Annotated in this window: 28 protein-coding genes; 17 read left to right on the top strand and 11 right to left on the bottom strand. The window is 65.1% G+C overall.

What is annotated here, in order from left to right:
- Positions 1-21: 21 nt before the first annotated feature.
- The 3 genes from CH278_RS20720 to CH278_RS20710 are packed head-to-tail and all read left to right on the top strand — an operon-like array spanning position 22 to position 2440.
- Positions 22-1155, top strand: a complete 1134-nt coding sequence (locus tag CH278_RS20720) for an 8-amino-7-oxononanoate synthase (protein ID WP_094622928.1) — start codon at positions 22-24, stop codon at positions 1153-1155.
- Entirely contained in the window at positions 1152-1841 is a 690-nt protein-coding gene (gene bioD / locus CH278_RS20715) for a dethiobiotin synthase (protein WP_094622735.1), read from the top strand. Before CH278_RS20720 ends, bioD begins: the two co-directional genes overlap by 4 nt.
- 53 nt (positions 1842-1894) lie before the next feature.
- The gene (locus tag CH278_RS20710; RefSeq protein ID WP_094622734.1) at positions 1895-2440 is read left to right on the top strand and encodes a hypothetical protein; all 546 of its coding nucleotides are present in this window, start codon (positions 1895-1897) and stop codon (positions 2438-2440) included.
- Here CH278_RS20710 and CH278_RS20705 read toward each other — a convergent pair.
- Positions 2437-2943, bottom strand: coding sequence for a pyridoxamine 5'-phosphate oxidase family protein (locus CH278_RS20705; protein ID WP_027498334.1), 507 nt, complete (start codon positions 2941-2943; stop codon positions 2437-2439). The genes CH278_RS20710 and CH278_RS20705 overlap by 4 nt on opposite strands.
- A gap of 117 nt (positions 2944-3060) precedes the next feature.
- On the opposite strand from CH278_RS20705, the gene hemL reads away from it, so the two are divergent.
- From hemL to ccsB, 6 genes are read left to right on the top strand one after another with little or no spacing between them, the layout of a single operon-like run.
- Positions 3061-4380, top strand: coding sequence for a glutamate-1-semialdehyde 2,1-aminomutase (gene hemL / locus CH278_RS20700; RefSeq protein WP_032390392.1), 1320 nt, complete (start codon positions 3061-3063; stop codon positions 4378-4380).
- Positions 4381-4415: 35 nt separating this feature from the next.
- Positions 4416-5078: a histidine phosphatase family protein gene (locus CH278_RS20695; protein WP_027498332.1), complete on the top strand. Its 663-nt coding sequence runs from the start codon at positions 4416-4418 to the stop codon at positions 5076-5078.
- Entirely contained in the window at positions 5071-5661 is a 591-nt protein-coding gene (locus tag CH278_RS20690) for a TlpA disulfide reductase family protein (RefSeq protein WP_027498331.1), read from the top strand. Before CH278_RS20695 ends, CH278_RS20690 begins: the two co-directional genes overlap by 8 nt.
- Positions 5662-5666: 5 nt before the next feature.
- Entirely contained in the window at positions 5667-6476 is an 810-nt protein-coding gene (locus tag CH278_RS20685; RefSeq protein WP_094622927.1) for a cytochrome c biogenesis CcdA family protein, read from the top strand.
- On the top strand, positions 6473-8092 hold the full coding sequence (resB, locus tag CH278_RS20680) for a cytochrome c biogenesis protein ResB (protein ID WP_032381259.1): 1620 nt from the start codon (positions 6473-6475) through the stop codon (positions 8090-8092). Before CH278_RS20685 ends, resB begins: the two co-directional genes overlap by 4 nt.
- A 3-nt stretch (positions 8093-8095) precedes the next feature.
- Positions 8096-9079 (top strand): c-type cytochrome biogenesis protein CcsB, encoded by a 984-nt coding sequence (gene ccsB / locus CH278_RS20675; RefSeq protein WP_027498328.1) that lies wholly within the window; start codon positions 8096-8098, stop codon positions 9077-9079.
- On the opposite strand, the gene CH278_RS20670 is transcribed toward ccsB, so the two are convergent.
- Entirely contained in the window at positions 9061-9573 is a 513-nt protein-coding gene (locus tag CH278_RS20670; RefSeq protein ID WP_143536282.1) for a hypothetical protein, read from the bottom strand. The genes ccsB and CH278_RS20670 overlap by 19 nt on opposite strands.
- Before the next feature lie 4 nt (positions 9574-9577).
- Here CH278_RS20670 and CH278_RS20665 point away from each other — a divergent pair, with 4 nt between their 5' ends.
- Positions 9578-10867 carry a MinD/ParA family ATP-binding protein gene (locus CH278_RS20665; RefSeq protein WP_080733441.1) on the top strand — a complete coding sequence of 430 codons (1290 nt, stop codon included), beginning with the start codon at positions 9578-9580 and terminating at the stop codon, positions 10865-10867.
- Positions 10868-10876: 9 nt separating this feature from the next.
- On the opposite strand, the gene CH278_RS20660 is transcribed toward CH278_RS20665, so the two are convergent.
- On the bottom strand, positions 10877-11074 hold the full coding sequence (locus CH278_RS20660; RefSeq protein ID WP_027498326.1) for a membrane protein: 198 nt from the start codon (positions 11072-11074) through the stop codon (positions 10877-10879).
- Between the two features lie 135 nt (positions 11075-11209).
- Positions 11210-11425: a BldC family transcriptional regulator gene (locus tag CH278_RS20655; protein ID WP_027498325.1), complete on the bottom strand. Its 216-nt coding sequence runs from the start codon at positions 11423-11425 to the stop codon at positions 11210-11212.
- A gap of 199 nt (positions 11426-11624) precedes the next feature.
- Here CH278_RS20655 and CH278_RS20650 point away from each other — a divergent pair, with 199 nt between their 5' ends.
- On the top strand, positions 11625-11978 hold the full coding sequence (locus CH278_RS20650; protein ID WP_027498324.1) for a DUF4229 domain-containing protein: 354 nt from the start codon (positions 11625-11627) through the stop codon (positions 11976-11978).
- The gene (locus tag CH278_RS20645; protein WP_032365228.1) at positions 11975-13057 is read left to right on the top strand and encodes a PLP-dependent cysteine synthase family protein; all 1083 of its coding nucleotides are present in this window, start codon (positions 11975-11977) and stop codon (positions 13055-13057) included. The genes CH278_RS20650 and CH278_RS20645 overlap by 4 nt, the downstream gene beginning before the upstream one ends.
- Before the next feature lie 6 nt (positions 13058-13063).
- On the opposite strand, the gene CH278_RS20640 is transcribed toward CH278_RS20645, so the two are convergent.
- From CH278_RS20640 to CH278_RS20630, 3 genes are read right to left on the bottom strand one after another with little or no spacing between them, the layout of a single operon-like run.
- Positions 13064-13375 (bottom strand): hypothetical protein, encoded by a 312-nt coding sequence (locus tag CH278_RS20640; protein WP_032365437.1) that lies wholly within the window; start codon positions 13373-13375, stop codon positions 13064-13066.
- Positions 13376-13380: 5 nt separating this feature from the next.
- Positions 13381-15840 carry an aminopeptidase N gene (gene pepN, locus CH278_RS20635; RefSeq protein ID WP_094622732.1) on the bottom strand — a complete coding sequence of 820 codons (2460 nt, stop codon included), beginning with the start codon at positions 15838-15840 and terminating at the stop codon, positions 13381-13383.
- 25 nt (positions 15841-15865) lie between these two features.
- Entirely contained in the window at positions 15866-17260 is a 1395-nt protein-coding gene (locus CH278_RS20630; RefSeq protein ID WP_094688647.1) for an HNH endonuclease signature motif containing protein, read from the bottom strand.
- 171 nt (positions 17261-17431) lie between these two features.
- On the opposite strand from CH278_RS20630, the gene CH278_RS20625 reads away from it, so the two are divergent.
- Genes CH278_RS20625 through CH278_RS20610 form a run of 4 tightly spaced genes read left to right on the top strand, consistent with a single transcriptional unit; the run spans position 17432 to position 18968 of the window.
- On the top strand, positions 17432-17773 hold the full coding sequence (locus CH278_RS20625; protein ID WP_094622926.1) for a nitroreductase/quinone reductase family protein: 342 nt from the start codon (positions 17432-17434) through the stop codon (positions 17771-17773).
- 55 nt (positions 17774-17828) lie between these two features.
- Positions 17829-18044, top strand: a complete 216-nt coding sequence (locus tag CH278_RS20620; RefSeq protein WP_094622730.1) for a helix-turn-helix domain-containing protein — start codon at positions 17829-17831, stop codon at positions 18042-18044.
- Between the two features lie 6 nt (positions 18045-18050).
- On the top strand, positions 18051-18554 hold the full coding sequence (locus CH278_RS20615; RefSeq protein WP_094622729.1) for a Clp protease N-terminal domain-containing protein: 504 nt from the start codon (positions 18051-18053) through the stop codon (positions 18552-18554).
- 33 nt (positions 18555-18587) lie between these two features.
- Complete coding sequence (locus CH278_RS20610) at positions 18588-18968, top strand: phage holin family protein (RefSeq protein WP_032390699.1); 381 nt, start codon at positions 18588-18590, stop codon at positions 18966-18968.
- Here the strand turns inward: CH278_RS20610 and CH278_RS20605 are convergent.
- Complete coding sequence (locus CH278_RS20605) at positions 18965-19834, bottom strand: 1,4-dihydroxy-2-naphthoate polyprenyltransferase (RefSeq protein WP_032399445.1); 870 nt, start codon at positions 19832-19834, stop codon at positions 18965-18967. The genes CH278_RS20610 and CH278_RS20605 overlap by 4 nt on opposite strands.
- A 47-nt stretch (positions 19835-19881) precedes the next feature.
- Positions 19882-21132, bottom strand: coding sequence for an Hsp70 family protein (locus CH278_RS20600; protein WP_057472748.1), 1251 nt, complete (start codon positions 21130-21132; stop codon positions 19882-19884).
- A gap of 118 nt (positions 21133-21250) precedes the next feature.
- Here CH278_RS20600 and CH278_RS20595 point away from each other — a divergent pair, with 118 nt between their 5' ends.
- Positions 21251-24520 carry a BTAD domain-containing putative transcriptional regulator gene (locus CH278_RS20595; protein ID WP_094622728.1) on the top strand — a complete coding sequence of 1090 codons (3270 nt, stop codon included), beginning with the start codon at positions 21251-21253 and terminating at the stop codon, positions 24518-24520.
- On the opposite strand, the gene CH278_RS20590 is transcribed toward CH278_RS20595, so the two are convergent.
- Entirely contained in the window at positions 24517-25350 is an 834-nt protein-coding gene (locus tag CH278_RS20590) for an ABC transporter permease (RefSeq protein ID WP_032390596.1), read from the bottom strand. The genes CH278_RS20595 and CH278_RS20590 overlap by 4 nt on opposite strands.
- Entirely contained in the window at positions 25347-26336 is a 990-nt protein-coding gene (locus CH278_RS20585) for an ATP-binding cassette domain-containing protein (RefSeq protein WP_441344196.1), read from the bottom strand. The genes CH278_RS20590 and CH278_RS20585 overlap by 4 nt, the downstream gene beginning before the upstream one ends.
- Between the last annotated feature and the right edge of the window lie 18 nt (positions 26337-26354).

Below are 26354 nucleotides of genomic sequence, written 5' to 3'. Positions count from 1 at the left end.
TGTTCAAGTATGGTCGTGGACATGAGTGCACTCGATTGGCTCGACGCCGCCGCATACGACCGTCGCGCGGCCGGGCTCGAGCGCGTCGTCCACGCTCGCAGTCCCGAGGATTCGACACTCGACCTGGCGTCGAACGACTACCTCGGCCTGTCTCGACATCCGCACGTCGTCGACGCGGCCTGCGCGGCCACGCGTCGGTGGGGTGCCGGGTCCACCGGATCTCGACTGGTCACCGGCACGACCACCGCCCACGAACAGCTCGAGCAGGACCTCGCCGACTTCGTCGGTGCCGAGACCGGACTGGTCTTCTCGTCCGGCTACACCGCCAATCTCGGAGTCGTCACCGCGCTCGCCGACCGCGACTCCGTCGTGATCTCGGACGCCGCGTCGCACGCGTCGTTGATCGATGCTTGCCGTCTGTCTCGGGCGCGGGTGGCCGTGGCGCGGCATCGCGACGTCGAGCACGTCGAGCAGTTACTCCGCGGACGAACGGAACCCCGCGCGCTCGTGGTGACCGACTCGATCTTCAGCGCCGACGGCGACCTCGCGCCGCTGCACGAGCTGTACGCGGCCTGCCGGAGATGGAACGCGGTGCTGATCGTCGACGAAGCCCACGGGCTGGGCGTCCGAGGTGACGGTGGACGCGGTGCCGTGCACGACGCCGGTGTGGCGGGACTGCCGGACCTGGTGATCACCGCGACACTGTCCAAGGCGCTCGGATCGCAGGGCGGGGTGGTGCTCGGGCCGGCGTCGGTACGGCACCAGGTACTGCACAGTGCGCGCAGCTTCGTCTTCGATACCGCGCTCGCCCCGGCCGCGGTCGGCGCGGCATCGGCAGCGCTGGCGGTGCTGCGCAGCGAACCCGATCGGGTCGCTGCGATCGGTCGGCGGGCAGGGCAATTGGCGGCGGCCGCCGGTGTATCGCCGACGGCGTCGGCGGTGGTTCCGGTAGTGCTCGGCGACGCCGTGCGTGCCGTCCGCGCGGCCGGGGAGTGTCTTGACCTGGGCGTGCGCGTCGGGTGCTTTCGGCCGCCGTCGGTTCCCGCGAACGCATCTCGGCTGCGTTTGACCGCGCGTGCCGACCTCAGCGACATCGATATCGACCGTGCCACGTCCGTTCTCTCGACGGTATTGCGTGCGGCGGTGTCGGGATGACGGTTCTTCTCGTCACCGGAACGTCGACCGGCGTCGGCAAGACCGTGGTGACCGCGGCGCTCGCGGCCGCAACCCGGGCACATGGACGGACGGTGGCGGTGTGCAAACCGGCGCAGACCGGAGTCGGTGACGACGGCCTGGACGAGTCGGATATGGATGTGGTGGAACGTCTTTCGGGAGTCCGCGGAATCGAGCTGGCGCGGTACCCCGAGCCACTCGCGCCCGACGTCGCAGCACGCCGTTCGGGTCGGTCGATGCTCGAACTCGACCACGTCGTCGACGCGGTGCGAGTGCTCGACGAGGCCCACGATCTCGTCGTGGTCGAGGGTGCGGGCGGGGTAGCGGTGCGCCTGGGTGTCGGCGGGTTCACCGCACTCGATGTCGCCGGTGCCGTCGGCGCATCGGTCCTGATCGTGGCAGGGGCAGAGCTGGGGACGCTCAACCACAGCGCGCTGACCGTCGCCGCGGTGCGCGCAGCGGGTGTGACATGTGCGGGCCTGGTGATCGGATCGTGGCCGGCCGAACCCGATCTGGCGGCGCGGGTCAACGTGGAGGAGTTGCCGCTCGTGACGGGCGTCGAGCTGCTGGCATGTGTGCCGAACGGGGCCGCCGCGCTGGACGCACAGGACTTCGGCGCGCTCGCCTGGACGATGTTCGGCGAGTTTGCCGGCTCATTACTCGGGTAACCGGCTCGGAACGTCTGCCACTTCGGCAGTCGGAACAGATCGGGAGTTCCATCATGAGCACCGCAGTGTGGATCATCGTTGCAGTAGTAGTCGTAGTGTTGGTCGTTGCCGTCGCCCTGGTTGTGGCACGCAAGGGCAAAGAGCGAAAGAGGCTGGAAGCGAACCACCTTCGCGAGAAGGCGGCCGATCAAGCGACCGTCGTCGAGGAGCGTGAACTGCAGGCCCGCGAGAGCGAGGCCAAGGCACGCCGCGCCCAGGCGGAGGCGGACGTCAAAGCTGCCGAGGCAGAGAAACTTGCTCAGCAGGCCCAGTCTCACCAGGGAGTCGCGGCGGCATCACGCGACGAAGTGAACTCACAGTTCGAGCGCGCGAACCACATCGATCCGGATGTGAAGGGCGACCGCAAGGTGACCGGTGACCGCAACGTCGGCCGCGACGCGGGCGCGGATCGGGACTTCGGTGCGCAGCACAACGCGAATGTCGATCGGAACGCGAGTGCCGATCGGAACGCGAGTACCGACCGGTCCGAGGCAGGACCGCATGGCGTGACCGGTAGTCCGGACCTGCCCCCGACGGCAGCCCGGCACGAGCGGAACTAGCTCGTCGAGGTATTGGGCAGTTCGAGTTCGACCACGTCGTTCTCGCCCAGGTTCGGACGCTCGTGGGTGACCTTCGCTTTGGCGTAGGCCAGCAGGGTCGACACCTTCGAGCCCGGGGTGGACCAGTACTCGGCACCTTCGGCGGCCACGTGGATCAGAGCGACCTCACGTGAATCGGGGTTCTTCTCGAACCACGCGGCCGCCCGAGAATTCCACAGCTCCTCCGCCTTGGCCTTGTTCTCGACGACCGCAGCAGTACCGGACAGCGACACCCAGCCCTGACCGGATTGGAACGAGACGTTGACCGTCGGGTCGGCGGCGATGTCGCGTACCTTTCTGGAGTCCTGCGCTGCGAAGAACCACAGGTCCCCGTCGAACTCCGCTTCCTGCAGTGCCATCGGACGCGAGATGAGGTGGCCGTCTCGGCCCACGGTGGTGAACATGCACAGTCCGGCATCGGACATCAATTCGGCGACTTTGGTGACGCCATCGGTGTTTGTCATCGAAAGTAAATACCCGGGGTGGGGGTCTTCAATCGCCGAAACCAGGCCGACTCCCTGTTTCGGTGATTATTACGCCCTGTAGTTGGTGATTTCGCAGAACCTGGGACACTGGAAGTCGTGACTGTTCCTGACGGCAACGACGCCCCCGTATCGGCCCAACTCTTCGCCCGCGCGAGCACAGTGATTCCAGGTGGCGTCAACTCTCCGGTGCGTGCGTTCGCATCGGTCGGCGGCACTCCACGCTTCATCACGCAGGCCAGCGGATACACGATGACCGACGCGGACGGGAAGTCCTACGTCGACCTCATCTCGTCCTGGGGTCCGATGATCCACGGACACGCGCATCCGGCCATCGTCGAGGCAGTCCAGAAGGCGGCCGCAACCGGACTGTCGTTCGGCGCACCCACCGAGCGCGAAATCGAACTCGCCGAGGAAATAGTGCGCCGCGTCGGCCCCGTCGACCAGGTTCGCCTTGTGAATTCGGGCACAGAGGCCACGATGAGCGCGGTGCGTCTGGCGCGCGGCTTCACCGGTCGCACCAAGATCCTCAAATTTTCCGGCTGCTACCACGGCCACGTCGACGCCCTGCTTGCCGACGCGGGCTCGGGGCTGGCCACCTTCGGACTGCCGACGTCACCCGGAGTGACCGGCGCTCAGGCGTCGGACACCATCGTCGTTCCCTACAACGACCTCGACGCCGTCACCGCCGCGTTCGACGCCAATCCCGGCGAGATCGCGTGCATCATCACCGAAGCGGCCGCGGGCAACATGGGCGCGATCCCGCCGATCACCGGCTTCAACGAGGGACTACGCCGACTTGCGACCGAGCGCGGCGCATTGCTGATCATGGACGAGGTGATGACCGGATTCCGTGTCAGCGCCGCAGGCTGGTACGGCATCGACGGTGTCGCCGGCGACCTCTACACCTTCGGCAAGGTCATGTCCGGTGGACTGCCGGCCGCAGCATTCGGTGGCCGCGCGGACGTCATGGCCTACCTCGCACCGGCCGGGCCGGTGTACCAGGCGGGCACGCTCAGCGGTAACCCCGTCGCCGTCGCTGCCGGATTGACGAGTCTGCAACTGGCCGACGCAGCCGTCTACGAGAAGCTGCAGACCAACTCGCAGCGACTCGGAACACTGCTCGGCGATGCTCTCACCGCCGAAGGCGTCGACCACCACGTGCAGTTCGCGGGCACTATGGTGAGTGTGTTCTTCGCCGATGGACCCGTCACCGACTACGCGCAGGCCAAGGCTGCCCAGACGTGGCGCTACCCGGCGTTCTTCCACGCGTTCCTCTCTCGCGGGGTGTACCCGCCGCCGAGCGCATTCGAGGCATGGTTCGTCTCGGCTGCTCTCGACGACCGAGCTTTCGAGATCATCGCCGACGCGGCCCCGGCCGCCGCGAAGGCTGCGGCAGCCGCTGTAGCACCGAACTGACTCCCACCCGACCTAGCGAGAAACAGGACCCCGACGTGACCGAGGCCCCCGCAACACACCCGCACTCGACGACGCGCACCATCGTGCACGTCCTCCGGCACGGCGAGGTGCACAACCCCAAGGGCATCCTCTACGGGCGGTTGCCCGGCTTCAAGCTGTCGGTCACCGGCCAGTCCCAGGCCAAGGCCGTCGCAGATGCGCTCGCCGGTCACGACATCACGCACGTCGTCGCGTCGCCGTTGCAACGCGCCCAGGAGACTGCTGCCCCGATCGCGGCAGCCCACGGCCTGACGGTGTCCGAGGACGAGAACCTCATCGAGGCGGGCAACGAGTTCGAGGGGCTGCGCGTTGCCGTCGGCGACGGAGCCTTGCGTAGGCCTCGGCACTGGTGGAAGCTGCGCGACCCGTTCACCCCGTCCTGGGGCGAGCCGTACCTGCAGATCGCGCACCGCATGCTCGCCGCCGTCAACGCGGCCAGAGTCGCAGCCGTCGGGCACGAGGCCGTCTGCGTGAGCCACCAACTCCCGGTCTGGACGCTACGTCGGTTCCTCCAGGGCGACCGGCTCTGGCACGACCCGCGCAATCGCCAGTGTGGACTCGCGTCGCTGACGTCACTGGTCTACGAGGGCGATCAGCTCGTCGATCTCGTCTACTCCGAGCCAGCAGGAGCATCCGACCCGAGGATCACCGGTGCGTAGGTTACTGCTCGCGGTTGCCGCTGTGGCCCTCGTCGCCGGCTGTTCGACCGGCACCGACGCGGTTGCTCAGGGCGGAACCTTCCAGTTCGTCTCGCCCGGCGGAAAGACCGAAATCTTCTACGATCCGCCGTCCGACCGCGGCGCACTCGGCGAACTCTCCGGGCCCGACCTCATGACGGAAGGCAAGACGACCTCGCTGTCGGACTACGAGGGTGACGTCGTCGTCCTCAACGTCTGGGGTCAGTGGTGCGGACCGTGCCGCGGAGAAGCGGACGACCTCGAGAAGGTCTACGAGGCCACCAAGGCCTCCGGCGTCGAATTCCTCGGCATCAACGTGCGCGACGAATCACAGACCGCAGCACAGGATTTCGTCGTCAGCAACAACGTCACGTACTCCTCGATCTACGACCCGCCGATGCGCACCCTGACCGCGCTCGGTGGCGTTCCGACCTCCGTCATTCCGACGACCATCGTGCTCGATCGTCAGCACCGCGTGGCGGCAGTGTTCCTGCGTGAACTGCTCGTCGAGGACCTGCAGCCCGTCGTCGAGCGCGTGGCAGCCGAGGAGCCTGTGCAGCCGTGAGCGAGATGTACCTAGCCGGCGTCGGCGCGAGTTTCCAGGAAGCTGCGGCCTCCGGGCCGCTGCTGCTGGCCCTCGGAGCCTGCGTCCTGGCCGGGCTCGTCTCCTTCGCATCACCGTGCGTCGTACCGCTGGTTCCGGGATATCTGTCGTACCTCGCCGGGGTCGTCGGAGCCGACGCACCGGCGGTCAGCGCCGACGAAGCGGCCGTCAAGACGAAGGTGCGCAGCGGTCGGCTGCGCGTCGCGGGAGCCGCGGGGCTGTTCGTCCTCGGATTCACCGTGGTGTTCGTTCTCGCCACCGCGTCGGTGTTCGGCGCAATTTCGGTGCTGGCGATCAACCGCGAACTGCTCATGCGAATCGGCGGCGTCGTCACCATCGCCATGGGCCTGGTGTTCGTCGGACTGATTCCCGCGCTGCAGCGCGATGTGCGGTTCGAGCCGAAGCAGATCGGCTCCCTCGCCGGAGCGCCCTTGCTCGGGGGAGTGTTCGCACTCGGCTGGACCCCGTGCCTCGGGCCCACCCTCGCCGGCGTCATCTCGCTCGCCGCGGGCACCGACGGTGCCACGGCTGCGCGCGGAGTCACCCTCATCGTGGCGTACTGCCTCGGTCTTGGATTGCCGTTCGTGATCCTCGCGTTCGGATCGGTCAGCGCACTGCGAGGCGTCGCCTGGCTACGTACACACGCACGACAGATACAGGTGTTCGGCGGAATCATGTTGATAGCGGTAGGAATTGCACTGGTCACCGGTGCCTGGGATCAATTCGTCGGCTGGGTGCGCGACGCCTTCGTCTCCGATGTGGTGTTGCCGATATGACCGCCGAGACCGAGGAGCGGACAGAAGCGTCGCCGCCGCACAAGCAGTCCGTACTCGGTAAGGCCGTGGCCGTGGTGCGCAACACCTGGCGCGGGCTCACCAGTATGCGGACCGCGCTGGTGCTGCTGTTCCTGCTGGCCTTCGCCGCCGTGCCCGGTGCCCTGGTACCGCAACGCAGCCTCAACGCGGGCAAGGTCGACCAATACATCGCCGACCGTCCGACCCTCGGCCCCATCATGGACAAGCTCGAACTGTTCGACGTGTTCGGCAGCTTCTGGTTCACCGCGATCTACGCACTACTGTTCGTCTCCCTGATCGGCTGCATCCTGCCGCGGTGCATCGAGCACGCAAAACAGTTGCGTACCAAGCCCGTTCGTGCGCCGCGGAACCTCTCGCGCCTGCCGCACCACACCCGGTACGACGTCGACGGCGCACCCGAGGAGATCGCAGCCCAGGTTCGTACTCAGCTGCGTGGGTGGCGCGTCGCGCAACGGTCCGAGGGCAGCGGGGCAGTGACGCTCTCGGCGGAGAAGGGCTACGTTCGCGAACTCGGCAACCTCGTGTTCCACCTCTCGCTCGTCGGACTGTTGGCCGCTATCGCCATGGGCAAGCTGCTCGGCTACGAGGGCAACCGCATCGTCATCGCCGACGACGGCCCCGGATTCTGTACCTCCACGCCCGCCAACTACGACTCGTTCCGGGCGGGCAACCTCGTCGACGGCACCGACCTCGAGCCGTTGTGCTTGCGCGTCAAGGACTTCCAGGCGGACTACCTCGACAACGGCCAGGCGGAAATGTTCACCTCGAACATCCAGTACCAGGCCGGCGAAGACCTGGCGAACAACGTCTGGCAGGACGACCGACTGCAGGTCAATCACCCGCTGCGGGTCGCAGGCGACCGCGTCTACCTGCAGGGCCACGGCTACGCGCCCATGTTCACGGTGACGTTCCCGAACGGCGAGACCCGCACCGACACCATCCAGTGGCAGCCGACCGACGCGACCACATTCCTCTCCAGCGGGGTACTGCGAGTCGACCCACCCGGTGGCCTCTACCCCGACGCGCTGGACCGGCGTAAGAACCAGATCGCCATCGAAGGACTGTTCGCCCCGACCGCGTCGTTCCACGGCAGTCTGCTGTCGTCGAGCTTCCCGGCGATGAACGACCCAGCCGTCGCCATCGACATCTACAAAGGCGACACCGGACTCGACACCGGACTCCCGCAATCCATCTTCTCGCTCGATCAGGAAATGATCGCCCAGGGCAGGCTCGTCAAGCAGGACCGCGTCAACCTCATGCCCGGGGAGTCGGCCACACTCAGCGACGGCACCGTCGTCAGATTCGACGGGGCGAAGGAATTCGTCAACCTGCAGGTCTCGCACGACCCGGCTCAGACCTGGGTCCTGGTGTTCGCGCTGACGATGATGGGCGGACTGCTCGTCTCACTGGTGATCAAACGTCGCAGAATCTGGGTCCGACTCACCGCCGACGGCGACTCACGACGTACTGTAGTAGAACTCGGCGGACTTGCACGCACCGATCAGGCGGGGTGGGGCGAAGAGTTCGACCGCCTGTGCACCCGCCTGCTCGGCGACACCTCGAAACAGGAGAACTGACCGATGCCGATCAACGAGACACTCTCGCAGTACAGCGACTGGTCGTTCGAATCAGCCTTCACCATCTACGTGCTCGCATTCGTCCTGCTCATCGCTCAGTACGCCTCCGCCAAGGCGACGGCCGCTCAGGCCAAGGAGCTCGTCGGTGCCGGAGCCCCCGTGACCGCGTCGTCGCAGGCTGCGTCCTCCGGCCCGGGACGCGTCATCGAGGCACCCAAGCGCCCGCTGTCCGAGCGCCTCGCAGGCATGGGCTTCGCGCTGCTCGCACCGGCCCTCGTCCTACACATCGCCTCGGTCGTGCTCCGCGGATTCGCCACCCACCGATTCCCGCTGGGCAACATGTACGAGTTCGTCACCATGGCAACCGCTGCCGCAGCACTGACCTCCGTGGTGGTGCTGCGCAAGAAGACGATGCGCCCGATGCTGGTGTTCGTCCTCGCACCCATCATCGTGCTGATGTTCTTCGCCGCCACCAAGCTCTACGCAGACGCCGCACCCGTCGTCCCGGCGCTGCGCTCCTACTGGCTGCCCATCCACGTCACCATCGTCAGCGTCGGCAGCGGCATCCTGCTGGTCTCCGGAGTCGCGAGCCTGCTGTTCCTGCTGCGCATCAAACAGCCCCTCGGCGAGGAGAGCGTGGGATTCTGGGGCCGCTTCGCTTCCAAGCTCCCCGACGCCCAAGCCCTCGACCGACTCGCCTACAAGACGACCATCGTCGCCTTCCCGCTGTTCGGAGCCGGCGTCATCCTCGGCGCGATCTGGGCCGAGGCCGCATGGGGACGTTTCTGGGGCTGGGACCCCAAAGAAACGATGTCCTTCATCACGTGGATCATCTACGCCGCTTACTTGCACGCCCGCGCCACCTCCGGCTGGCGAAACACCCGCGCCGCGTGGATCAACGTCGGTGGATTCACTGCCATGCTGTTCAACCTCTTCATCATCAACATGGTCGTCTCCGGTCTGCACAGCTACGCAGGACTGAACTGACCTCTGCGCGTTCCACACGCTCCGCTGCCGACGCGCAGCTGGTAGCGTCCGATCCGGCTCGATGGGGGAGACATCCGAGCCGGCACTCGACGCGGGACGCACAGTGGGGGGAAATCGGTCATGGCCGATCGGCACGGAAACAATTGGCAACCCGTCCGACCGATGGACGACGACGAACCCCCGAACACGCCGGAGCCGGTGGTGACCGAGACCCCGGTTCCCGGGTCTGCTGGAGTTGGGGAAGTTTCGGGGGTTGCGGGGTCTGCTGAGACTGCGGGGTCTTCTCGGGTTGTGGGGGAGTCTCGGGTTTCGGGGGAGCGTGAACCGTTCCGATCCACCCCCATCGCCATGCCGCCCGCGGATGCTCCGAGCCCGACTCCTGTTGTCGCGGCAATGTCGACTCCACCCGTCGAGGTGACGCCACCGACCGACGAGATGCCGACGATGCCCGAAGCGTCGGGTCCACCGGTTGTGCCACCGGTTTCGTCCGACACGGCCATGCTCCCTGGTCCGCCGACTCGGCCCACGGGCGAGCCGCAGCCGCCTGGGCAACAGGGTCAGCACCCTGTCCAGCCGCAGAACGGGGTGGTTTTGCCCCCGAATGCTGTTGTGCCCCAGCAATATTGGCAGCCGAACAACGAGTGGGCAGCCCAGAATCAGTGGCAGGCCCAGAACGGCTGGCCGACGCATGGGCATGGGCAGGGGTATGGGCAGGGTCAGGGGTATGGGCAGTGGGCTCCGCAACCCGGTTCGTGGCCGCAACCGATGTTGCCCGGCCATGTTCCTGTTGTGGTTCCTGCCGTGGCTGCTGTCGTTCAGCCGGATCATCGACCGCTGTCGCAGCCGATGTCGGCGGCCGACCTCGGCGATTCGTTGCTGATCAGGTCGGCAAGTGTCGCTCCGGTGGCCGGGTGGCGTCGTGCGCTGTATCTGATGTCCGGTGGTCGGATCGATGTGGGGAACAGTCCGGCGCAACAGCGACGCCTCGAATTGACCGCGCAGGTCGATCGACCATTGGTGGGGTGCTACCGCGTCGCGGTGCTCTCGTTGAAGGGTGGGGTCGGAAAGACGACGACAACGGCCACGTTGGGCTCGACGTTCGCGGACATCCGCGGTGACCGCGTGATTGCGATCGACGCGAACCCCGACCGCGGAACGCTGGGGCAGAAAGTACCGTCGGAAACGACGGCGACGGTCCGAAATCTATTGCGAGACATGGATTCCTTGGAGCGCTACAGCGACGTTCGGGCCTACACCTCACAGAACGTCCATCGGCTGGAGGTGCTGGCCTCCGATTCGGACCCGGCGGCGTCCGAGGCATTCAGCGGTGACGACTACGACCGAACGGTGACACTGCTCGAGAAGTTCTACAGCATCGTCATCACCGACTGCGGCACCGGATTGATGCATTCGGCGATGGAAAGCATTCTCGAGGGCGCGGACACTCTGGTCGTCGTCAGCTCAGGGTCTGTGGACGGGGCGCGGAGCGCGTCGGCGACATTGGATTGGCTGGATGCTCATGGCTATCGAGAATTGGTGGCCACGTCGGTGGCGGTGGTCAACGCGGTAAGACCGAGGGCGGGAAAAGTCGACTTGCAGAAGGTGGTCGAACATTTCGAGCAGCGATGCGCTCAGGTTCGGACGATTCCGTTCGACCCGCATCTGGAGGAGGGGGCTGAGATCGAACTGGGCAGGCTTCGTGGACGCACGCGAAAGGCACTCCTCGAAGTAGCTGCGGCGGTGGCAGCAGGCTTTCCGGCCTCGCCCACTACTTCTCGCCGCAGCTGATCGGAAACTTTATTCGCCGACTTCAGTGCCGGCGTCGGTCCCGTCCTTGCCTCCGCGACGAGCGTCCCGGTTGATTTTCCAGAGAAATTCCGGATCGTCATCGGGCCCGACAGTCCGCGGGGGTTCGGGCTGCGTGCTGGGTCCGAATGCCTTCCACAGCAGCACAATCACTGCCACCAAACCGATCAACGCCAATAGATAGATCACGACGCACCTCCTACTACGAGGGTAGCCGTCATGCAACGACCTCCGCACCCGTCGAGCGTCGAAGATTCCTGAGAATGTTCGATGAGTTCGTACGGGTGCGGAGGTCGTTGCCGAAACTGCGCCGAATGGCCTGTCTCAGTGCTGTACGCCGGCTTCGGTCGTCAGAGAAGTCAGCAGCTGCATGACCTCGGTTTCGCGGAAGCGACGGTGTCCGCCGGGAGTGCGGAGCGATCCAAGACGTCCGGCGTGTGCCCAGCGAGTCACGGTCTTGGGGTCGACGTGAAAAAGCGCTGCTACCTGACCCGGTGTGAGAAGTGAGTCCTGAGCTTTGTGGAACGTGGGTGCGCTCATCTGTCGTGTCCTCCTACGGTGCGGTTCTGTGCATTTGCGTCGAACCGGAGATATCGGTCTGCGGTGTTGTGAGCCCCATGGTTGCACTCGGACCCCTAGGTACTCGACTGATACAAGGTTGGTAAAGGGGAGGTAATGGACAAATCGGTCACGCCAGGGGTGGGTGGGAAGCCCTGCACGGCCCGGTAACCTTGAGCTCGTGAGCGATGCGACGAATGCCGACCGAAGCGACCCGACCAGCGGAAACCCCACGCCCGGCCGTTCTGCGAAGAAGTCCCTTGCCGTCAATCTCGCCGTGTACACGTTCGCGCGTCTGGCGCTCGTCATCGTCATCGCCGCGATCATCATCGGTGTCGGTTTACTCTTCGGCATCGAGGTTCCGATCCTCGTCGCCGCGATCTTCGGCGTCCTCATCTCGCTGCCGTTGTCCCTGCTTCTGTTCAAGCAGATGCGCATCCGCGTCAACGAGTCCATCGCTGCGGTCGACGAACACCGACGCACCGCTCGCGCGGACCTGCAGTCCAAGCTGCGCGGTGAAGACGGCCGCAAGTGACCGGATCGGTGGACCACTCCGGATCGCGTGAGTGGGTCGACAACGCAGTCCGGTTGATCGAAGCCGATTCTCAGCGCAGTGCCGACACACACCTGCTGAGCTATCCACTGCCTGCCGCATGGGGAATCTCGCTGTACCTCAAGGACGAATCCACTCACATCACCGGCAGCCTCAAACACCGGCTGGCGCGATCGCTGTTTCTGTACGCGATCTGCAACGGCTGGGTCACCGCGCGAACCACGGTCGTCGAGGCGTCGTCAGGCTCCACGGCGGTCAGTGAGGCATATTTCGCCGGCCTGCTGGGATTGAAATTCGTCGCAGTCATGCCCAGAAGTACAAGTCCCGCCAAGATCGCCCTCATCGAATCGCACGGTGGGCGCTGCCACTTCGTCGACCACCCGGGTGAGATGTACACCGAGGCGCACCGGCTCGCAGCCGAGCCCGACTGCCACTATATGGACCAGTTCACCCACGCCGAACGGGCCACCGATTGGCGAGGAAACAACAACATCGCCGAGTCCATCTACGATCAGCTCCGGCTCGAGAAATGTCCCATCCCCGATTGGGTGGTCGTAGGCGCGGGAACAGGCGGAACGAGCGCCACCATCGGTCGCTACATCCGATACCGCAGACACGCAACGCGTTTGGCCGTCGTGGACCCAGAGAATTCGGCCTTCATCGGAGGCTACGAAACCGGTGACGCGAGTTTCGAGACCGGTAAGTCCTCACGTATCGAAGGCATCGGGCGACCGCGGGTGGAACCGTCCTTCGTCGGCCAAGTGATCGATCGAATGATCGCGGTGCCCGACGCTGCGTCGGTGGCGGCCGCGAGATTCACTTCGGCTGCGATCGGTAAACGAGTGGGAGGATCCACCGGCACCAACATCTGGGGTGCCTTCGGATTGATCTCCGAGATGATTGCCGCGGGGCGCACCGGCAGTGTGGTGACGTTGTTGTGCGACGGCGGAGACCGTTACTCGCAAACCTATTTCGACGACACCTGGGTCGCGGGCCAGGGGATGGATCTCGACGAACCGACCGCCGCGCTCGAGCAGTTCATCCGTACCGGGGTGTTCTGAGCAGATCTACCAGGTCACGACCATCGACGTCACCGCAGTGACAGCGGCGACCGTCCCGACGGCCGGCCACGCACCGATCTTCTTCGCGAGCGGATGCGACGCACCGAACGCCACGAGGTACGTCCCGATCAGTGCGCCGGCACGAGCCGAGCCCGAGGATTTCTGCCATTGCGTGGTGCAGGCGACGCCGACTGCAGCGAGCACTGCTCCGCCGAGTTGGCGATTGTGCGACCGGCGAGCAACAGCGAAGCCGCCGAGCAAGCCGCCTGCGGCGAGAGCGGACGTGGCGAACGAACGTCGAGCATCATGGTCGGACATGATCGTCACCCTAGCCGAGCCTGCACGCGCAAACTCCGGGCCAGGTGATCTCTCTGCTCGATCACCAAGCGCCGCAACGCAGCCGGTGCCCACTCGTGCTCGGCGAGCCACACGTCTGCACTGTCGGTCGACGATTGCTGAGGAAAGAGGCGAACAACTATCCTCCGTGCGATCTCGATGCTGCGTGAGGTCCACAACGAGGAGATGGACTCGAAATACCGGCCCTCGTACGGTTGAGTGAGGTCCGGTCGGTGACCCGCCCCGAACCCGGTGATGTAGGCGTCGAGAACATCGTTGGACACGTCGTCGCGCTCGGTGATGGAAGTCCACGCGCTCGCTTTGACTGTGGCGTCAGGGATCGCCGTCGCCGCCGCTGTGTGGGCAGTGCGCCCCGAAAGTGTGTCGTCCGAACCGAGTTCGGCATCCAGCTCTGCGATAGTTGCGTGTCCGGTGGCGGCGAGTGCCAGCCAGAATGCCCAGCGCTGATCGGGGTCCAGCCTCAGCCCGGCAATGGTCGCGGTGCCATCGAGCAGGGAGCGTAGATCGTCGGCCAGGAAGTCGTCGAGTTGCGCAGCCGATGCGACCGCCCGCGCCCACACCAACTGCGCGTCGCTTCCGGGTTCGCTCGACTGCAGCTGCCGCCACGACGCTTCGAGCCAATGCCGGGTGGGCTCGTCCCGTCGGTCTTCGGGGAGGTAGTGCGCGAGTGTGTACGCGACGTTGGCCGTGACTGCGGAGAGCAACCCGATCTTGGGTTCGGTTGGCGCGAATCTGGTTGCGATGTCCAGGTATTCGATCGCAGAGAGCTCGGCGTCCCGGGTGGAGTTCCACAGTGCCGACCACACCAGCCCTCGTGCAAGGGGATCGACGATGCGATCGAGTGAGGTCCGCACGGTGGCGGTGGAGCGCTCGTCGAATCGGATCTTGGCGTAGGTCAGATCGTCGTCGTTGAGCAGAACCAGTGCAGAATCGGGGAAGTCGACGGGCGTTCGCGAGTCGGTGATGTCGAGTTCGTAGCGGTGGGTCCTCGTGAGATTTCCGGCCTCGTTCGGATCGTAGAGCCCGACCGCGATGCGGTGCGGACGCGGATCCGACTGCTCGACGGCGTCGCCGGTATAAGTCAGTGTGGACACGCCGGTGGTCTGCAGCCACGCGCCCGCCCAGGTCTCGAGGTCTTGCCCGCTGGCGGTGGACATCTCGCTCAAGAGATCCGTCAGGGTCGTATTACCGAAGGCATGCGTACGAAAGTAGTTGCGGGACGCTGCGAAAAAGGCGTCGGCACCGACGAACGCCCCCAACTGCTTGAGCACGCTCGCGCCCTTCGCGTAGGTGATGCCGTCGAAGTTGAGCTTGGCTGCCTCGAGATCGGTGATGTCGGCGACGATCGGGTGAGTGGTGGGAAGCTGATCCTGCAAATAGGCCCACGCCTTTCGGCGGTTCGCGAAACTGACCCAGGCATCGGTGAATCGGGTGGCTTCGGCCGACGCGTACGCACCCATGTAGTCGGCGAACGACTCCTTGAGCCACAGATCGTCCCACCATTGCATCGTGACGAGGTCGCCGAACCACATGTGCGCCATCTCGTGCAGAATCGTGTTCGCCCGAGCCTCGTACTGGGCTTCGGTTGCCGCCGAACGGAATACGTACGATTCGGTGAACGTGACGAGCCCGGGGTTCTCCATCGCACCGAGGTTGTATTCGGGGACGAAAATCTGGTCGTACTTACCGAACGGGTACGGATAGTCGAACTTGTCGTGGAAGAAGTCGAGGCCACGCTCGGTGATGTCGAAGATGTCCTCGGCGTCGAAATACTCGGCGAGGGATGCGCGGCAGTACGCGCCGAGCGGGACAGTCAGATCGCCTCGAGTCCAGGACGATTCGACGCCGTGGTACGGCCCGGCCGCAACCGCGGTGATGTACGTCGATATGGGCAGCGTCGGGGCGAACGTGGTGACTGTGCCGTCGGTGACTCCCGCGCGGTTGGACAGGACCGTCCATGCCGGGGGTGCTGTGACCCTCAGCGTGAACGAGGCCTTCAGATCGGGTTGCTCGAAATTCGCGAACACCCGTCGAGCATCGGCAGGTTCGTACTGGGTGTACAGGTAGACGTTGTCGTCGACGGGGTCGACGAAGCGGTGGAGTCCTTCACCCGACCTGCTGTACCGGCCGCGTGCACGTATCCGAACGACGTTGTGGTCGGCGAGTCCGACCAGTTGAATGCGAGCTCCGTCGTAATCGACCTGCGCATCGGTGCCGTTGACGGTGACCTCGTCCACGGACGCACCGATGAAATCGACCCATGTCGCCGCCGTCGTCGCATCGAATTCGATGGTCGTCACCGACTCGAAGGTGTCGACGTCCGTGTCCTCGGCGCGCAGGAGGTTCAGATCGACGAGATACTTCACCCCGTCTATGTGGCGCGATCGCCTGCGAGTTTCGGTTCGGGTCAGATTCGCGGTGCTCACCGAACCAACCCTAGGTGATTGTTTTTCACAGGGCGGGTGGGGTGAAGTAGTGACGTCCGAGTGGATCGACGATATGCAGCACTCCATCCGGAAGCAGTTCGGTGCGCCAAAGTTTGCGCGTTTTGAGGTTGTGGTGGAGCCGACAGCGCGGACCGATGTTCGTGAGGATGGTCCAGCCGCCCTTCTCGGGGCGGTGTCGGTCGAATTCGACGATGTGGTCGAGGTCGCATCGTTCCGAGGGCACGTTGCAGCCAGGATGCAGGCAGTACGGGTTCTCGGCTCGAACCTTCGCCGCGAGAGCTCGACTGGGCGTATAGCTCAGCGCGCCTGGCGGCGGGAGTTTCATGCCCCCATGGCCGTCGGGGTACAAGGCGTGGATCCCGATGGGGTCGTCCCCGACGATGGCACGCCACCGTTCGATCAGCGTTCCTCCACCCGGTCGCGATCGGGTAGCTCTGGTATTCACAGAGCCGGGCGTGGGAAGCCTGGGTGGCGGTGCATCCGGTGGGATCGTGTTCGATGATTGGCTCGTCGGCGGCTCGTCCCCCGGTGCAGCGGACGTGGAACTGCCGCTGCTTGTTCCGTCGGTTGCGGCGCAGTCGGTGTCCGATGGTTCGTTGTCCGCTGTGTCCGGATCATCGTGCTCGGGGGCCCTGTCGCTGTCGCGTGGCGTCAGGCATGTCGCGCACTCGCACAGCAGTGTCTCCCCGCGCATCAAGGCGGTCTGAGCGTCGGCCCGTCGTTGGTCGTCCGACCGCGGATCCTCCGGGTGCAGGCGTATGACCTCGGCGTCGATCCGCGAAAGTTGTTCGTCGGCTTCGCCGTCGGTCATCAGTGTGGTCAGGCTCGACAGTCCTCGTGCCCGGCGACGAAGGCGGATTCGCTTCTCGGTGCGTGCGGCACGCTTGCGTACCGCACGGTCCCAGTCGGCGTCGGCCTCGATGAGCAGTCGATCGATTTCGCGGCCCAGAGCTCCCGGTGCCATCTCCCGGGCGGCCTTGAGAATCTCGGTCTCCAGGGCAACGGCCGTCTCCGGACGGGCATGAAGTAGATGATCGTGGATCGTTCTGACTCGCTCCAGATCGAGGGCACCGTCGATGAAGCCCTGACGCACGAGAGGGCGCAGTTGACGCCACATCTGCACCTTGTTGTTGATGGCGGCAAACGTGGACGACAGAGCCGCCGCCAGTTCACAGACTGCCGAGTTGAACAGATCTTTCTCGGTGACCCCGGTGTCCCACGGTGACGCGCCGGCCGTTCGGCTGCGGACATACTCGTCCAGCAGAGCAAGTTCCGAAGCGACGGCAGCGTTGATCGTCCGTCGCGCTCCCAGAACGTCGGCGAGCGAAGAATGGTCCCCCGTCACCCACGCCGCTTTCCGTAGCCCCATGTCACCCCCCAGCGACTGAAGATCGAACACGTATTCGATCCACTGCGGCAAGTGTAGAACAGGGCACCGACACATTCTTCGGCGCTGATGGAAGGGGCCCCGGGCAGCGAAGTCCGGTCTGCCGTCTCGGTGACGTTCCCGTCGGCCTGTGTCACGGCTACGCTCGCCAACACGTGCGGGGCGATTCGTAAGGCGGACACGATGAACACATTTCAGAAGTCGGCGGCAGGGTTCAACAAGGTCTTCATGGTCGTGATGAAGGCACCGGTGCTCGACAGGGTGCTCGGACGCTCGATGGGCATTTTGACCTACACCGGCCGGAAGTCCGGCAAGAGGATCACATTGCCGCTTGCGATCAGCCGGAAGGGCGAGCACCTGAAGGTCAGGGTGGCGATGCCGGACAAGAAGAATTGGTGGCGAAATTTCGTGGACGGCGGCGGTCGTGTCGATGTCGACCTCGGCGGTGTCCAGTACTCCGGCCTCGCGACGGCGACCCGTGACGACCGTGGGCGGGTCTCTGTCGATATCGCTGTGGACCACTGACTTGTGTGTCAATAAAGGTTGACAACCCCTTCTCTGTCAACCTACATTGACATGCATGACAGAAGCCACTGCATTGGCCGCCGCGGCCGCCAGTTCCGATCCGGGGGAGGGGTTGCGTGCCGTAGCCGCACTTCGCCGTCTACTCGAACGTCTGGAAGCCGTCCAGGTTCGCAATGCGCGGAATCAGGGATGGGCGTGGCAGGCGATAGCGGATTCGCTGGGTGTCAGCAGACAGGCCGTTCACAAGAAGCACAGCGGAAAGGGAAGGTAGACAACCATGTTCGAGCGATTCACCACACAGGCCAGGGCGGTCGTCATCAGTGCCCGGCTGCACGCCCGGGCGTTGCACTCGGAGCGGATCGAACCCATTCATCTCTTCCTCGGTGCGCTCGACAAGACCGACGAACCGCTCGGGTCTGCGCTGGCCGAGGCGGGGTTCACCCTCGACAACGCGCTCGAGGACGTGCTGTCGAGGGACGCCCGGGCCCTACGGTCCATCGGCATCGACCTTCACGACGTGATCGACACCGTCGAGAATGCGGTGGGGTTCGGCGACGTCGACCATTCGAACGATTCTCACCTGCCGTTCGCGCCGTCGGCCAAGGAAGCGCTGAAGCTGGCCTTGAAGGAGGCCGTCCGATTGCGGGACAGGGAGATCGGCGTCGAGCACATGCTTCTCGGTGTGATCGCAGGTGCCGATCCATCGTTCACCGAGCTCGTGAGTGTTCGCGGCAGCCTGGACGATCTGCGCGACGCCGTCCTGCTGGTTCGCACGACATAGCTCCGAGCGGGCCCGAACTCTACGATGGGCGCCATGAACTTTCTGATTCGGCTCGTGATCAATGCCGTCGCCATCTGGGTTGCGAACGAATTCGTCGACGGCATCACCGTGACCAGCTCGGGCCGCGGTGACGGGTGGGACATCGTGGTCCTGCTCGGTATTGCGGCCGTGTTGACGATCGTCAACGCGTTCATCAGGCCGATGGTGAAGCTGTTGTCACTGCCGCTGCTGATTCTCACCCTCGGGCTGTTCACTCTCGTCATCAACGCGTTGATGCTGATGTTGACGGGGTGGCTGTCGTCGCAGACCGGTTACGGCCTCGAGATCGTCGGTTTCGCTGCCGCGTTCTGGGGCGCGATCATCATCTCGATCGTGAACTTTCTGCTGGGCGCATTCGTGCCCGAGAAGCGTTAGGCGAACGCCAGCGCCACACCGGTAGCGGCACCCCAGACGAGCATTGCCAGTCCCGAATCACGCAGCGCCGGTATCAATTCGAAGCCGTGAGCACCGCCGCGAACCGGCGAATTGGCGCGCGCAGCGAGGGGTAGCGCGAGCAGGGCAACCAGGGCCCACGGGGTTCGGGCGGTCAGCGCGACGGTCATGGCGAACGGGACGACCAACAGTGCCAGGTGCAGATAGCGCGTGCGGGTATCGCCCAATCGCACTGCGAGTGTTCGCTTTCCGGATTCGGTATCGGTAGGAATGTCCCGAAGGTTGTTCGCGACGAGTACGGCACTGGAGAAAGATCCGACGGCTACCGCGGCGAGCACGCCCGCCCAGTCGATCTGCTCGGCCTGCACGTATTGGGTGCCGAGCACGGCGACGAGTCCGAAGAACACGAATACGGCAATCTCGCCGAATCCGCTGTAGCCGTAGGGCTTCGAGCCGCCTGTGTAGTACCAGGCACCGGCTATGCAGATCAGGCCGACGATCACCAACCACCAAGCGCTCGTGGCGGCCAGGACAAGACCTGCGACGGCACCGACCGCGAAGCAGCCGATGGCTGCCCGTTTGACGGCTCCTGCCGAGGCGGCCTTGGAGCCGACGAGTCGGAGTGGGCCGACTCGGTCGTCGTCCGTGCCGCGGATTCCGTCGGAGTAGTCGTTGGCGAAGTTGACGCCCACGATCAGCGCCAACGAGACGATCAGTGCCAGTAGTGCCTTCCACCACACGCCTGCGTCCAGGGACACGGCTGCACCGGTGCCGACGAGGACGGGGGCGATAGCGTTGGGGAGCGTTCGGGGTCGCGCCCCTTCGATCCATTGTGCTGTGGTGGCCATGAGCGACGATCTTTCCGTATCTGCCGGGAGGGTGCGGACGCGGCCGGTCAGAACGGCAGGCGCGGCAGTACCGGCAGCGGGATGACAGGCATCTGGACTCCGGGGATCTGCGGGAGCGGCACCGTCGGAGCGGGCGGCGGTGGCGGCGGGTTGTAGTGCGGTTGATACTGCACGTACGGCACGCTGTCGGCGGCTGGAGGTGGTGCAGCGGACGTCGGCGGCGGGGCCGGGATGTCCGGGGTCGGTGACGGTGTGGCGGTGGTGGTCCGTGCAGCCGAGGGTGTCGTGGTCTGCCGGATGCCCTCGTCCACGCTGGCAGGGGTGCTCAGCGGTTGATCTTCGCTCTCGGAACTCAGGCCCGAGAACAGTCCGACGGCGGCGATGACGCCCACGATCGGTAGCGCGATCAATCCGAGCCGCGCCAGCGCCGGTCGGTGCGAGACGACCGGTGCAATGCGGTCGACGTCGACGCGCGCAGCGTGCACGGCCGCCCCACCTGCAACGACGAGTTCTGGTTGCTCGGGGACGATGATCGGCAGCTGCAGAAACCGTTCGAGTGTCGTGCGGACCAGAGGGACATTGCTCGTACCGCCGATGGCGATGACCGCGTCGGGATAGAACTCGGCTTCGAGCCCCAGTTGGCGGACCGTGGTGGCAGCCTGTTCGGTGGCCCGGGCAATCGACAGCTCGAAGATGTGGCGCTCGAGAAGAATGTGCTCGCCGTCGGGCGTGCTCGTGGTCTCGTGCGTGGACAGTGCCTCTTTGATGCCACGGCAGAATGCCGTCAGAGCAGTGTCCTCGTCGTGTGTGTGCGGCTCCCGCACGATGCCGAGGCCCAGTATGTGTTCCCGAACCACCGCATCGAACGAGGCTCCGCTGATTGCTGTCGTACGAGTCGAGCCGTAGGAGCGGCCGGATTCGACGTCGACGATGTCTATGTCGACACCGGTCTCGCCTGCGTCGAACAGGGCGATGGTGCGGTGCTGGCTGGCCAGGCCGGGACGGAGGTACTCGAGAGCAGCGTCGGTCTCGTCGATCAGATGTACGTCCGAGACGTATTCCTCGGCCAGAGCCTTCGTGATGCGATCACGCTCGTCGGCGGTCCGGTATGCAATGCCCAGTGATTGCGGCGCGTCCGGGCGGTCGACGATTCCGCGAACGACCCGCGCGACGTCCTCGGGGGAGGGGGAGAGCTGCCAGTCGTCGAAGGGAGCGGCGTCTGTCCACGTGCCGTCTTCGGTCGTCCGAGACGTGCGGATGCCGCACGTTCCCAGGGACACACCTACCGACGAACGCATCTCCAACCGGCCTCTCCTGTACGGCGACGTGGACACTGTACCGTCTCGAGGTTTGATTTGAGGTCCAAAACAATCCGAACGTCAGGTCGAGGGTGTTCGACGGGCGGCCTACGATCTGATGTCAGTGCGCAGTGACATCTCCGACCCCAATACGACGGACCCCACGACCGACAAACCGGTGGTGGGGCTTCTCGGCGTGGTCACCGCGGCGATCGACGGCCGTTCGGTGCCGGTTCCCGGTGCGCGAGCGCAGTCCCTGCTCGTGTCTCTGGCCTTGCATCCGGGGCGGGCGCGATCACCGCAAACTCTCATCGACGACGTGTGGCCCGACGAACCGCCTCGATCTCCCAAGAACGCGTTACAGACGCAGATCTCTCGGTTGCGGTCGGTGTTGCCCGAGGGTGCACTGGCCGGCGGCCCTGGGGGCTATCGGTTGGTCCTCGGTGCCGAGGACACCGACCTCGGCCGTGCGCAGGCGCTGGCTGGGGCAGCGGGCAGCATGCTCCAAGACGGGCACTGTCAGGAGGCCCTCGATACCGTCACCGAGGCGCTGGGCCTGTGGCGCGGCGAGCCACCGGAAACCGTGCGCGTCGAGGCCGACGTGGTGGAGGCTGCCCTGACATCCCTTCGGATAGCCGCGTTGCTAGGGCTGCGACGATTCGGCGAGGTGATCCCGCTCGTCAGAGCTCGGGTCACGGCCGATCCAGCGGACGAGGGCGCTGCCGTGGAGCTCATGCGGGCTCTGCACGGCGCAGGTAGATCGAACGATGCGTTGATGGTGTTCGCGTCGCTGCGAACCGAATTGTCACAGCGGTTGGGAACCGATCCGTCGCCCGCGGCGGCGGCTGTGAACGCCGACATTCTCGGACGGATGGATGCGGCCCCGAAGGTGTTGCACACAATAGGATTGCGTGCCGCACCCAATGCCCTTATCGGTCGAGACGGCGATCTCGTCGCGATCGAACGAGTCCTGGCCGGCTCGCGCGTGACGACCGTGCTCGGGCCCGGTGGGGCGGGAAAAACGCGGATCGCTCACGCGCTCGGACGTCGGGCTGCTGCGAGAATGCCGGTTGCGTTCGTCGAGCTGGCCTCGCTCCGCAGCGGAGAGGACGTGGCATCCGCCGTGGCTGCGACCCTCGGTCTGGCCGAGGCCGATTACCTGGTGGGAGGGTTGCAGGTCGCTCGGATACATTCGATTCAGGAACGCCTGGTCGACGTGTTCTCGGCCCGACCCGGTCTGCTCGTTCTCGACAATTGCGAGCACGTGATCGACGAGGTTTCGGCGGTAGTGGACAAGCTGGTCTCGGCGACCGATGCGGTGACCGTGTTGACGACCTCACGTTCTCCGATCGGGTCGACGTCGGAAACGGTGTATCCGCTGCCGCCTCTGAGGTCAACCGGTCCGAATTCGCCTGCTATCGAACTGTTCTGCCTTCGGGCACGCGCGGTTCGCCCTTCTGTGGTGCTCGATCTCGATGCGGTCGCGCGGTTGTGCAGATCGTTGGACGGGTTGCCGCTGGCGATCGAATTGGCTGCGGCGCGGGTCAAATCAATGACGGTGGAGGACATCGCCGCCAGATTGGACCGGCGTTTGGTCTTGCTACGTTCGGTCGATCGGACGAGGCCCGAACGGCACCGGACCCTGCATGCGGTGATCGCCTGGAGTTGGAATCTGCTCGCACCCATCGAGCAGGCGGCGCTGCGGCGTCTGTGTCGGTTTCCGGCGGGCTTCGATCTCGATGCCGCACGCCGGGTCGCGGAATGGGCCGACGTCGAGGATGTTTCGGCTGCACTCGATGGGTTGGTCGATCAGTCCTTGCTCTCCGTTGCCGAAACGCAGTCGGGAATCCGCTATCACATGCTCGAGACGGTCCGTGAGTACGGTGAGGAGCAGCTCGACGTCAGCAGAGAGGCGGCCGACGTCGCCGCGCGGATGCGCTTGTGGGCCGAGGCCGTCGCGGTTCGGGTGTCCACGGGCTACTCTGCTGGACAACCGGCCGAGATGGTTCTGGTGTTGGAGGCCGAGCACGACAATTTGTTGTCGGTGATGAGACATTCCTTCGCGCATGATGTTTCGGCCAACGTGTGCACCCTGTTCTCGGTGTTGGGCTATTTCTGGGCCATGCGCGGCGCGCACGCGGAGGTGCTGAATTGGGCCGGCCGAGTGCAGGACAGTATGCGCCGCGGCCTTGCCGGGGCACCCGACGACAATGCCGCGATGTGCCTGCTGGTCTTGGTGGCGCACTTCGCCTACGGCGGGAACCTGCGCCAGGTGGCGAGGATGCGGATCGACTTACGGCATCTCCTGCGCACCAGGCCGGGAATGTCGCCGGGTCTGAGGTTCAATTCCGAGGTGGTGGTCCATCACACGGGCGGCCGCGGGCTGGCCCGAAAACTGGCCCGCGCCAGTCGTTCCGAACATGAGGATGTGCGGTGCAACGCGTACGTGGTTCGCTCCATGCTCGCGCAGAACTCGGGTCGACTGTTCGAGTCCATCAGGGACGGTGAGCGCGCGTTGAGTATCGCTCGTCGACGCGGCGACCTGTGGGCGGTCGGGTCGACGTCGCAGACGTTGGCGAGCTCGTACGGTCTGTCCGGTGACCACGCTCGCGCGGCCGAGTACTACCGCACGGCCGCTGACGTGATGTGGGAGATGCATGCGTACGAGGAGAGTGTGCAGACCCGAACCTTTCTCGCGATGGCCTTGACCGGCGCGGGGCAGACTGCCGAGGCTCGGACGCTGATCGACGAATTATCCTCGTCGACGGGGCAACCCGAGTGGGTTCTCGATGGGGGTGCAGAAAGAACAAAACGTGAGGGCGACGGTGTCGGTGCTCGATGGGATCGAGCTCAACAGAGGTCGACGTCGGCGTCGTTGACCGCGGCGCGAGCCGCGGCGGATCTGGAGGACGGTTCGATCGAGCAGGGGCTGACGCTGTTTCGTGAGGCGCTGGCGATGGGTGGGTGGCCGTCGGACGATCCGACGGATCCGTTCATGTCGATCCTGGTGTGCGCAGCCGTGGGCGCACATGTGTTGCACGAACGTGCCGAGGATGTGCGCGGCGCGGTGGAGCAGCTGGTGCGCACACCGTGGAACAAGCTGATGCCGAGCGGCTTTCACGATATCCCGATGCTCGGTGCCGTCGCCTGCGCGGTGGGTTCTTTCGAGGTGCACTGCGGGGACTCAGAGTTGGGTCTGCGCTTGTTGGCGGCGTCGGAGCGGGCGGTGGGTCGCCAGGATTTTCCGTCGATGCGCATCGATCGGCACGTGGCCGCGGCCCGCGCGATTGTCGGTGACCCTACGGTCGATGCCGGTATCGCGCGGGCTGCTGGTATCACCAGACATGCTGCACTGCAAGAGATCTTGAGTTCGCTACCCGTGTCCTAGGCCTTGCGCATGTACGACTTCACGGTCAGTGGGGCGAAGACGGCGACCATGACCACGGCTCCGACGAGTGAGTACACGACGTGGATACCGAAGTGCCCGTTGTTCGCCAGCTCGCGCACCGCGGTCACCAGGTGCGAGACGGGGTTGATGTTCGCGAAGGACCGGAGCCAGCTCGGCATCGTGGAGGTGTCGACGAAGGCGTTGGACAGGAACGTCAGCGGGAACAGCACCAGCATCGAGATGCCCTGGACCGAGGAGGCTTTGCTCATCAGGGTGCCCAGCAGTGCGAAGATCCAGCTGATCGCCCAGGCGCAGAACATCACCAGTAGGACGGCTCCGGCGAGGCCGAGAAATCCTCCGGCCGGGTGGTAACCCATCGCGAACCCGGTGAGGAAACAGACGACAGCCGCGATCAGGTAGCGGATGACGTCGGCCATCAATGCTCCTGCAAGCGGGGAGATTCGGGCGATCGGGAGAGATCGGAATCGGTCGAAGACACCCTTGTCCATATCTTCTCGCAGCTGTGTGCCGGTGACGACGGAACCGGTGATGACTGTTTGTACCAGGATTCCGGGCACGATCATCGGCAGGTAGGACGTGACGTCGCCGGCAACCGCGCCGCCGAAGATGTAGCTGAACATCAGGGTGAAGATCACCGGTAGCAGCACCACGTCGGTGAGTTGTTCGGGATTGTGGCGAAGCTTGAGCAGCCCGCGATATCCCATGGTGGCGGACTGGGCGGCGGTGCGGGCCAGGCCGATGTGTCGGACGACCGGACGGTCGGCGGGGTCGATGTACGTCGACGGTTGCGGAGTGAGAGTAGTGGTCATGCTGCGTCCTCGTCTGCGCTCTTGCCGGTGAGGGTCAGGAATACCTCGTCCAGGCTGGGTTTGGTGACGGTGATTTCGCTGATGTCGATGCCGAAGTCGCGCAGGCGAATCAAGATGTCGGGGGTGATCGATGTGTCGGTCATGGGTGCTGTCAGACGAGCGGACTCGGGGCTGACCGACACTTCTGTGCCCAGTTGCTTCGCGACCAGAGCTCGGGCGTCGTCGATCTGGTTTCGATCCGTGAGAGTCAGTGACAGTGCGGAGGTGCCTACCGAAGACTTGAGCCCGTCGGCGGTGTCGTCGGCGATCACGCGGCCATGATCGATGACGGCGATGCGATCACACAGTTGATCGGCCTCGTCCAGGTACTGAGTGGTCAGTAGAACTGTCGAGCCCGCCGCGACGAGCCGGCGGATGGTGTCCCACATCTGGGCTCGGGTGCGGGGGTCGAGACCGGTGGTCGGCTCGTCGAGGAACAGCAACGGCGGTGCCGAGATCAGGCTCGCGGCCAGATCGAGGCGCCGCCGCATGCCACCGGAGAACAACTTCAAGGGTCGGGACGCTGCGTCCGCCAACCCGAATTCCTCGAGGAGTTCGACGGCCTTGGCTTTGCTGTCGCGGCGGCTCAGGCCGAGGAGCCGTGAGAAGACGACCAGATTCTCGGTTGCGGTGAGATCCTCGTCCACCGATGCGTACTGACCGGTGACGCCGACCAACGACCGGACCGCGGTGGCGTCGGCGACGACGTCTCGGCCGAAAACTCGGGCTGAGCCGCCGTCGGGTCGAAGGAGGGTGGCGAGCATGCGGACCGTGGTGGTCTTACCTGCGCCGTTGGGGCCGAGGACGCCGTAGACCGCCCCGGTTGGGACGGTCAGGCTGACGCCGTCGACCGCGCGTTGCTTGCCGAATGTCTTGATGAGGCCGTCGGCCTCGATAGCTGGTGTGGTCATGGGACAACGATCGCCCCGACCGCTTGCACGACGCATACGTCGCGCTTGCAGCAG

The organism is Rhodococcus sp. 05-2254-5, from assembly GCF_002258575.1.
Taxonomy (GTDB): Bacteria; Actinomycetota; Actinomycetes; order Mycobacteriales; family Mycobacteriaceae; genus Rhodococcoides; species Rhodococcoides fascians.
This window is presented reverse-complemented; position numbering and strand designations above follow the sequence as displayed.

Coding starts and splice junctions, on each gene's coding strand:
- CH278_RS20720 (WP_094622928.1), top strand. CDS start 22: ATGAGTGCACTCGATTGGCTCGACGCCGCCGCATACGACCGTCGCGCG.
- bioD (WP_094622735.1), top strand. CDS start 1,152: ATGACGGTTCTTCTCGTCACCGGAACGTCGACCGGCGTCGGCAAGACC.
- CH278_RS20710 (WP_094622734.1), top strand. CDS start 1,895: ATGAGCACCGCAGTGTGGATCATCGTTGCAGTAGTAGTCGTAGTGTTG.
- CH278_RS20705 (WP_027498334.1), bottom strand. CDS start 2,943: ATGACAAACACCGATGGCGTCACCAAAGTCGCCGAATTGATGTCCGAT.
- CH278_RS20685 (WP_094622927.1), top strand. CDS start 5,667: ATGTACCTAGCCGGCGTCGGCGCGAGTTTCCAGGAAGCTGCGGCCTCC.
- resB (WP_032381259.1), top strand. CDS start 6,473: ATGACCGCCGAGACCGAGGAGCGGACAGAAGCGTCGCCGCCGCACAAG.
- ccsB (WP_027498328.1), top strand. CDS start 8,096: ATGCCGATCAACGAGACACTCTCGCAGTACAGCGACTGGTCGTTCGAA.
- CH278_RS20665 (WP_080733441.1), top strand. CDS start 9,578: ATGCTCCCTGGTCCGCCGACTCGGCCCACGGGCGAGCCGCAGCCGCCT.
- CH278_RS20655 (WP_027498325.1), bottom strand. CDS start 11,425: ATGAGCGCACCCACGTTCCACAAAGCTCAGGACTCACTTCTCACACCG.
- CH278_RS20640 (WP_032365437.1), bottom strand. CDS start 13,375: ATGTCCGACCATGATGCTCGACGTTCGTTCGCCACGTCCGCTCTCGCC.
- CH278_RS20625 (WP_094622926.1), top strand. CDS start 17,432: ATGAACACATTTCAGAAGTCGGCGGCAGGGTTCAACAAGGTCTTCATG.
- CH278_RS20620 (WP_094622730.1), top strand. CDS start 17,829: ATGACAGAAGCCACTGCATTGGCCGCCGCGGCCGCCAGTTCCGATCCG.
- CH278_RS20615 (WP_094622729.1), top strand. CDS start 18,051: ATGTTCGAGCGATTCACCACACAGGCCAGGGCGGTCGTCATCAGTGCC.
- CH278_RS20610 (WP_032390699.1), top strand. CDS start 18,588: ATGAACTTTCTGATTCGGCTCGTGATCAATGCCGTCGCCATCTGGGTT.
- CH278_RS20605 (WP_032399445.1), bottom strand. CDS start 19,834: ATGGCCACCACAGCACAATGGATCGAAGGGGCGCGACCCCGAACGCTC.
- CH278_RS20600 (WP_057472748.1), bottom strand. CDS start 21,132: ATGCGTTCGTCGGTAGGTGTGTCCCTGGGAACGTGCGGCATCCGCACG.
- CH278_RS20595 (WP_094622728.1), top strand. CDS start 21,251: ATGTCAGTGCGCAGTGACATCTCCGACCCCAATACGACGGACCCCACG.
- CH278_RS20590 (WP_032390596.1), bottom strand. CDS start 25,350: ATGACCACTACTCTCACTCCGCAACCGTCGACGTACATCGACCCCGCC.
- CH278_RS20585 (WP_441344196.1), bottom strand. CDS start 26,336: ATGCGTCGTGCAAGCGGTCGGGGCGATCGTTGTCCCATGACCACACCA.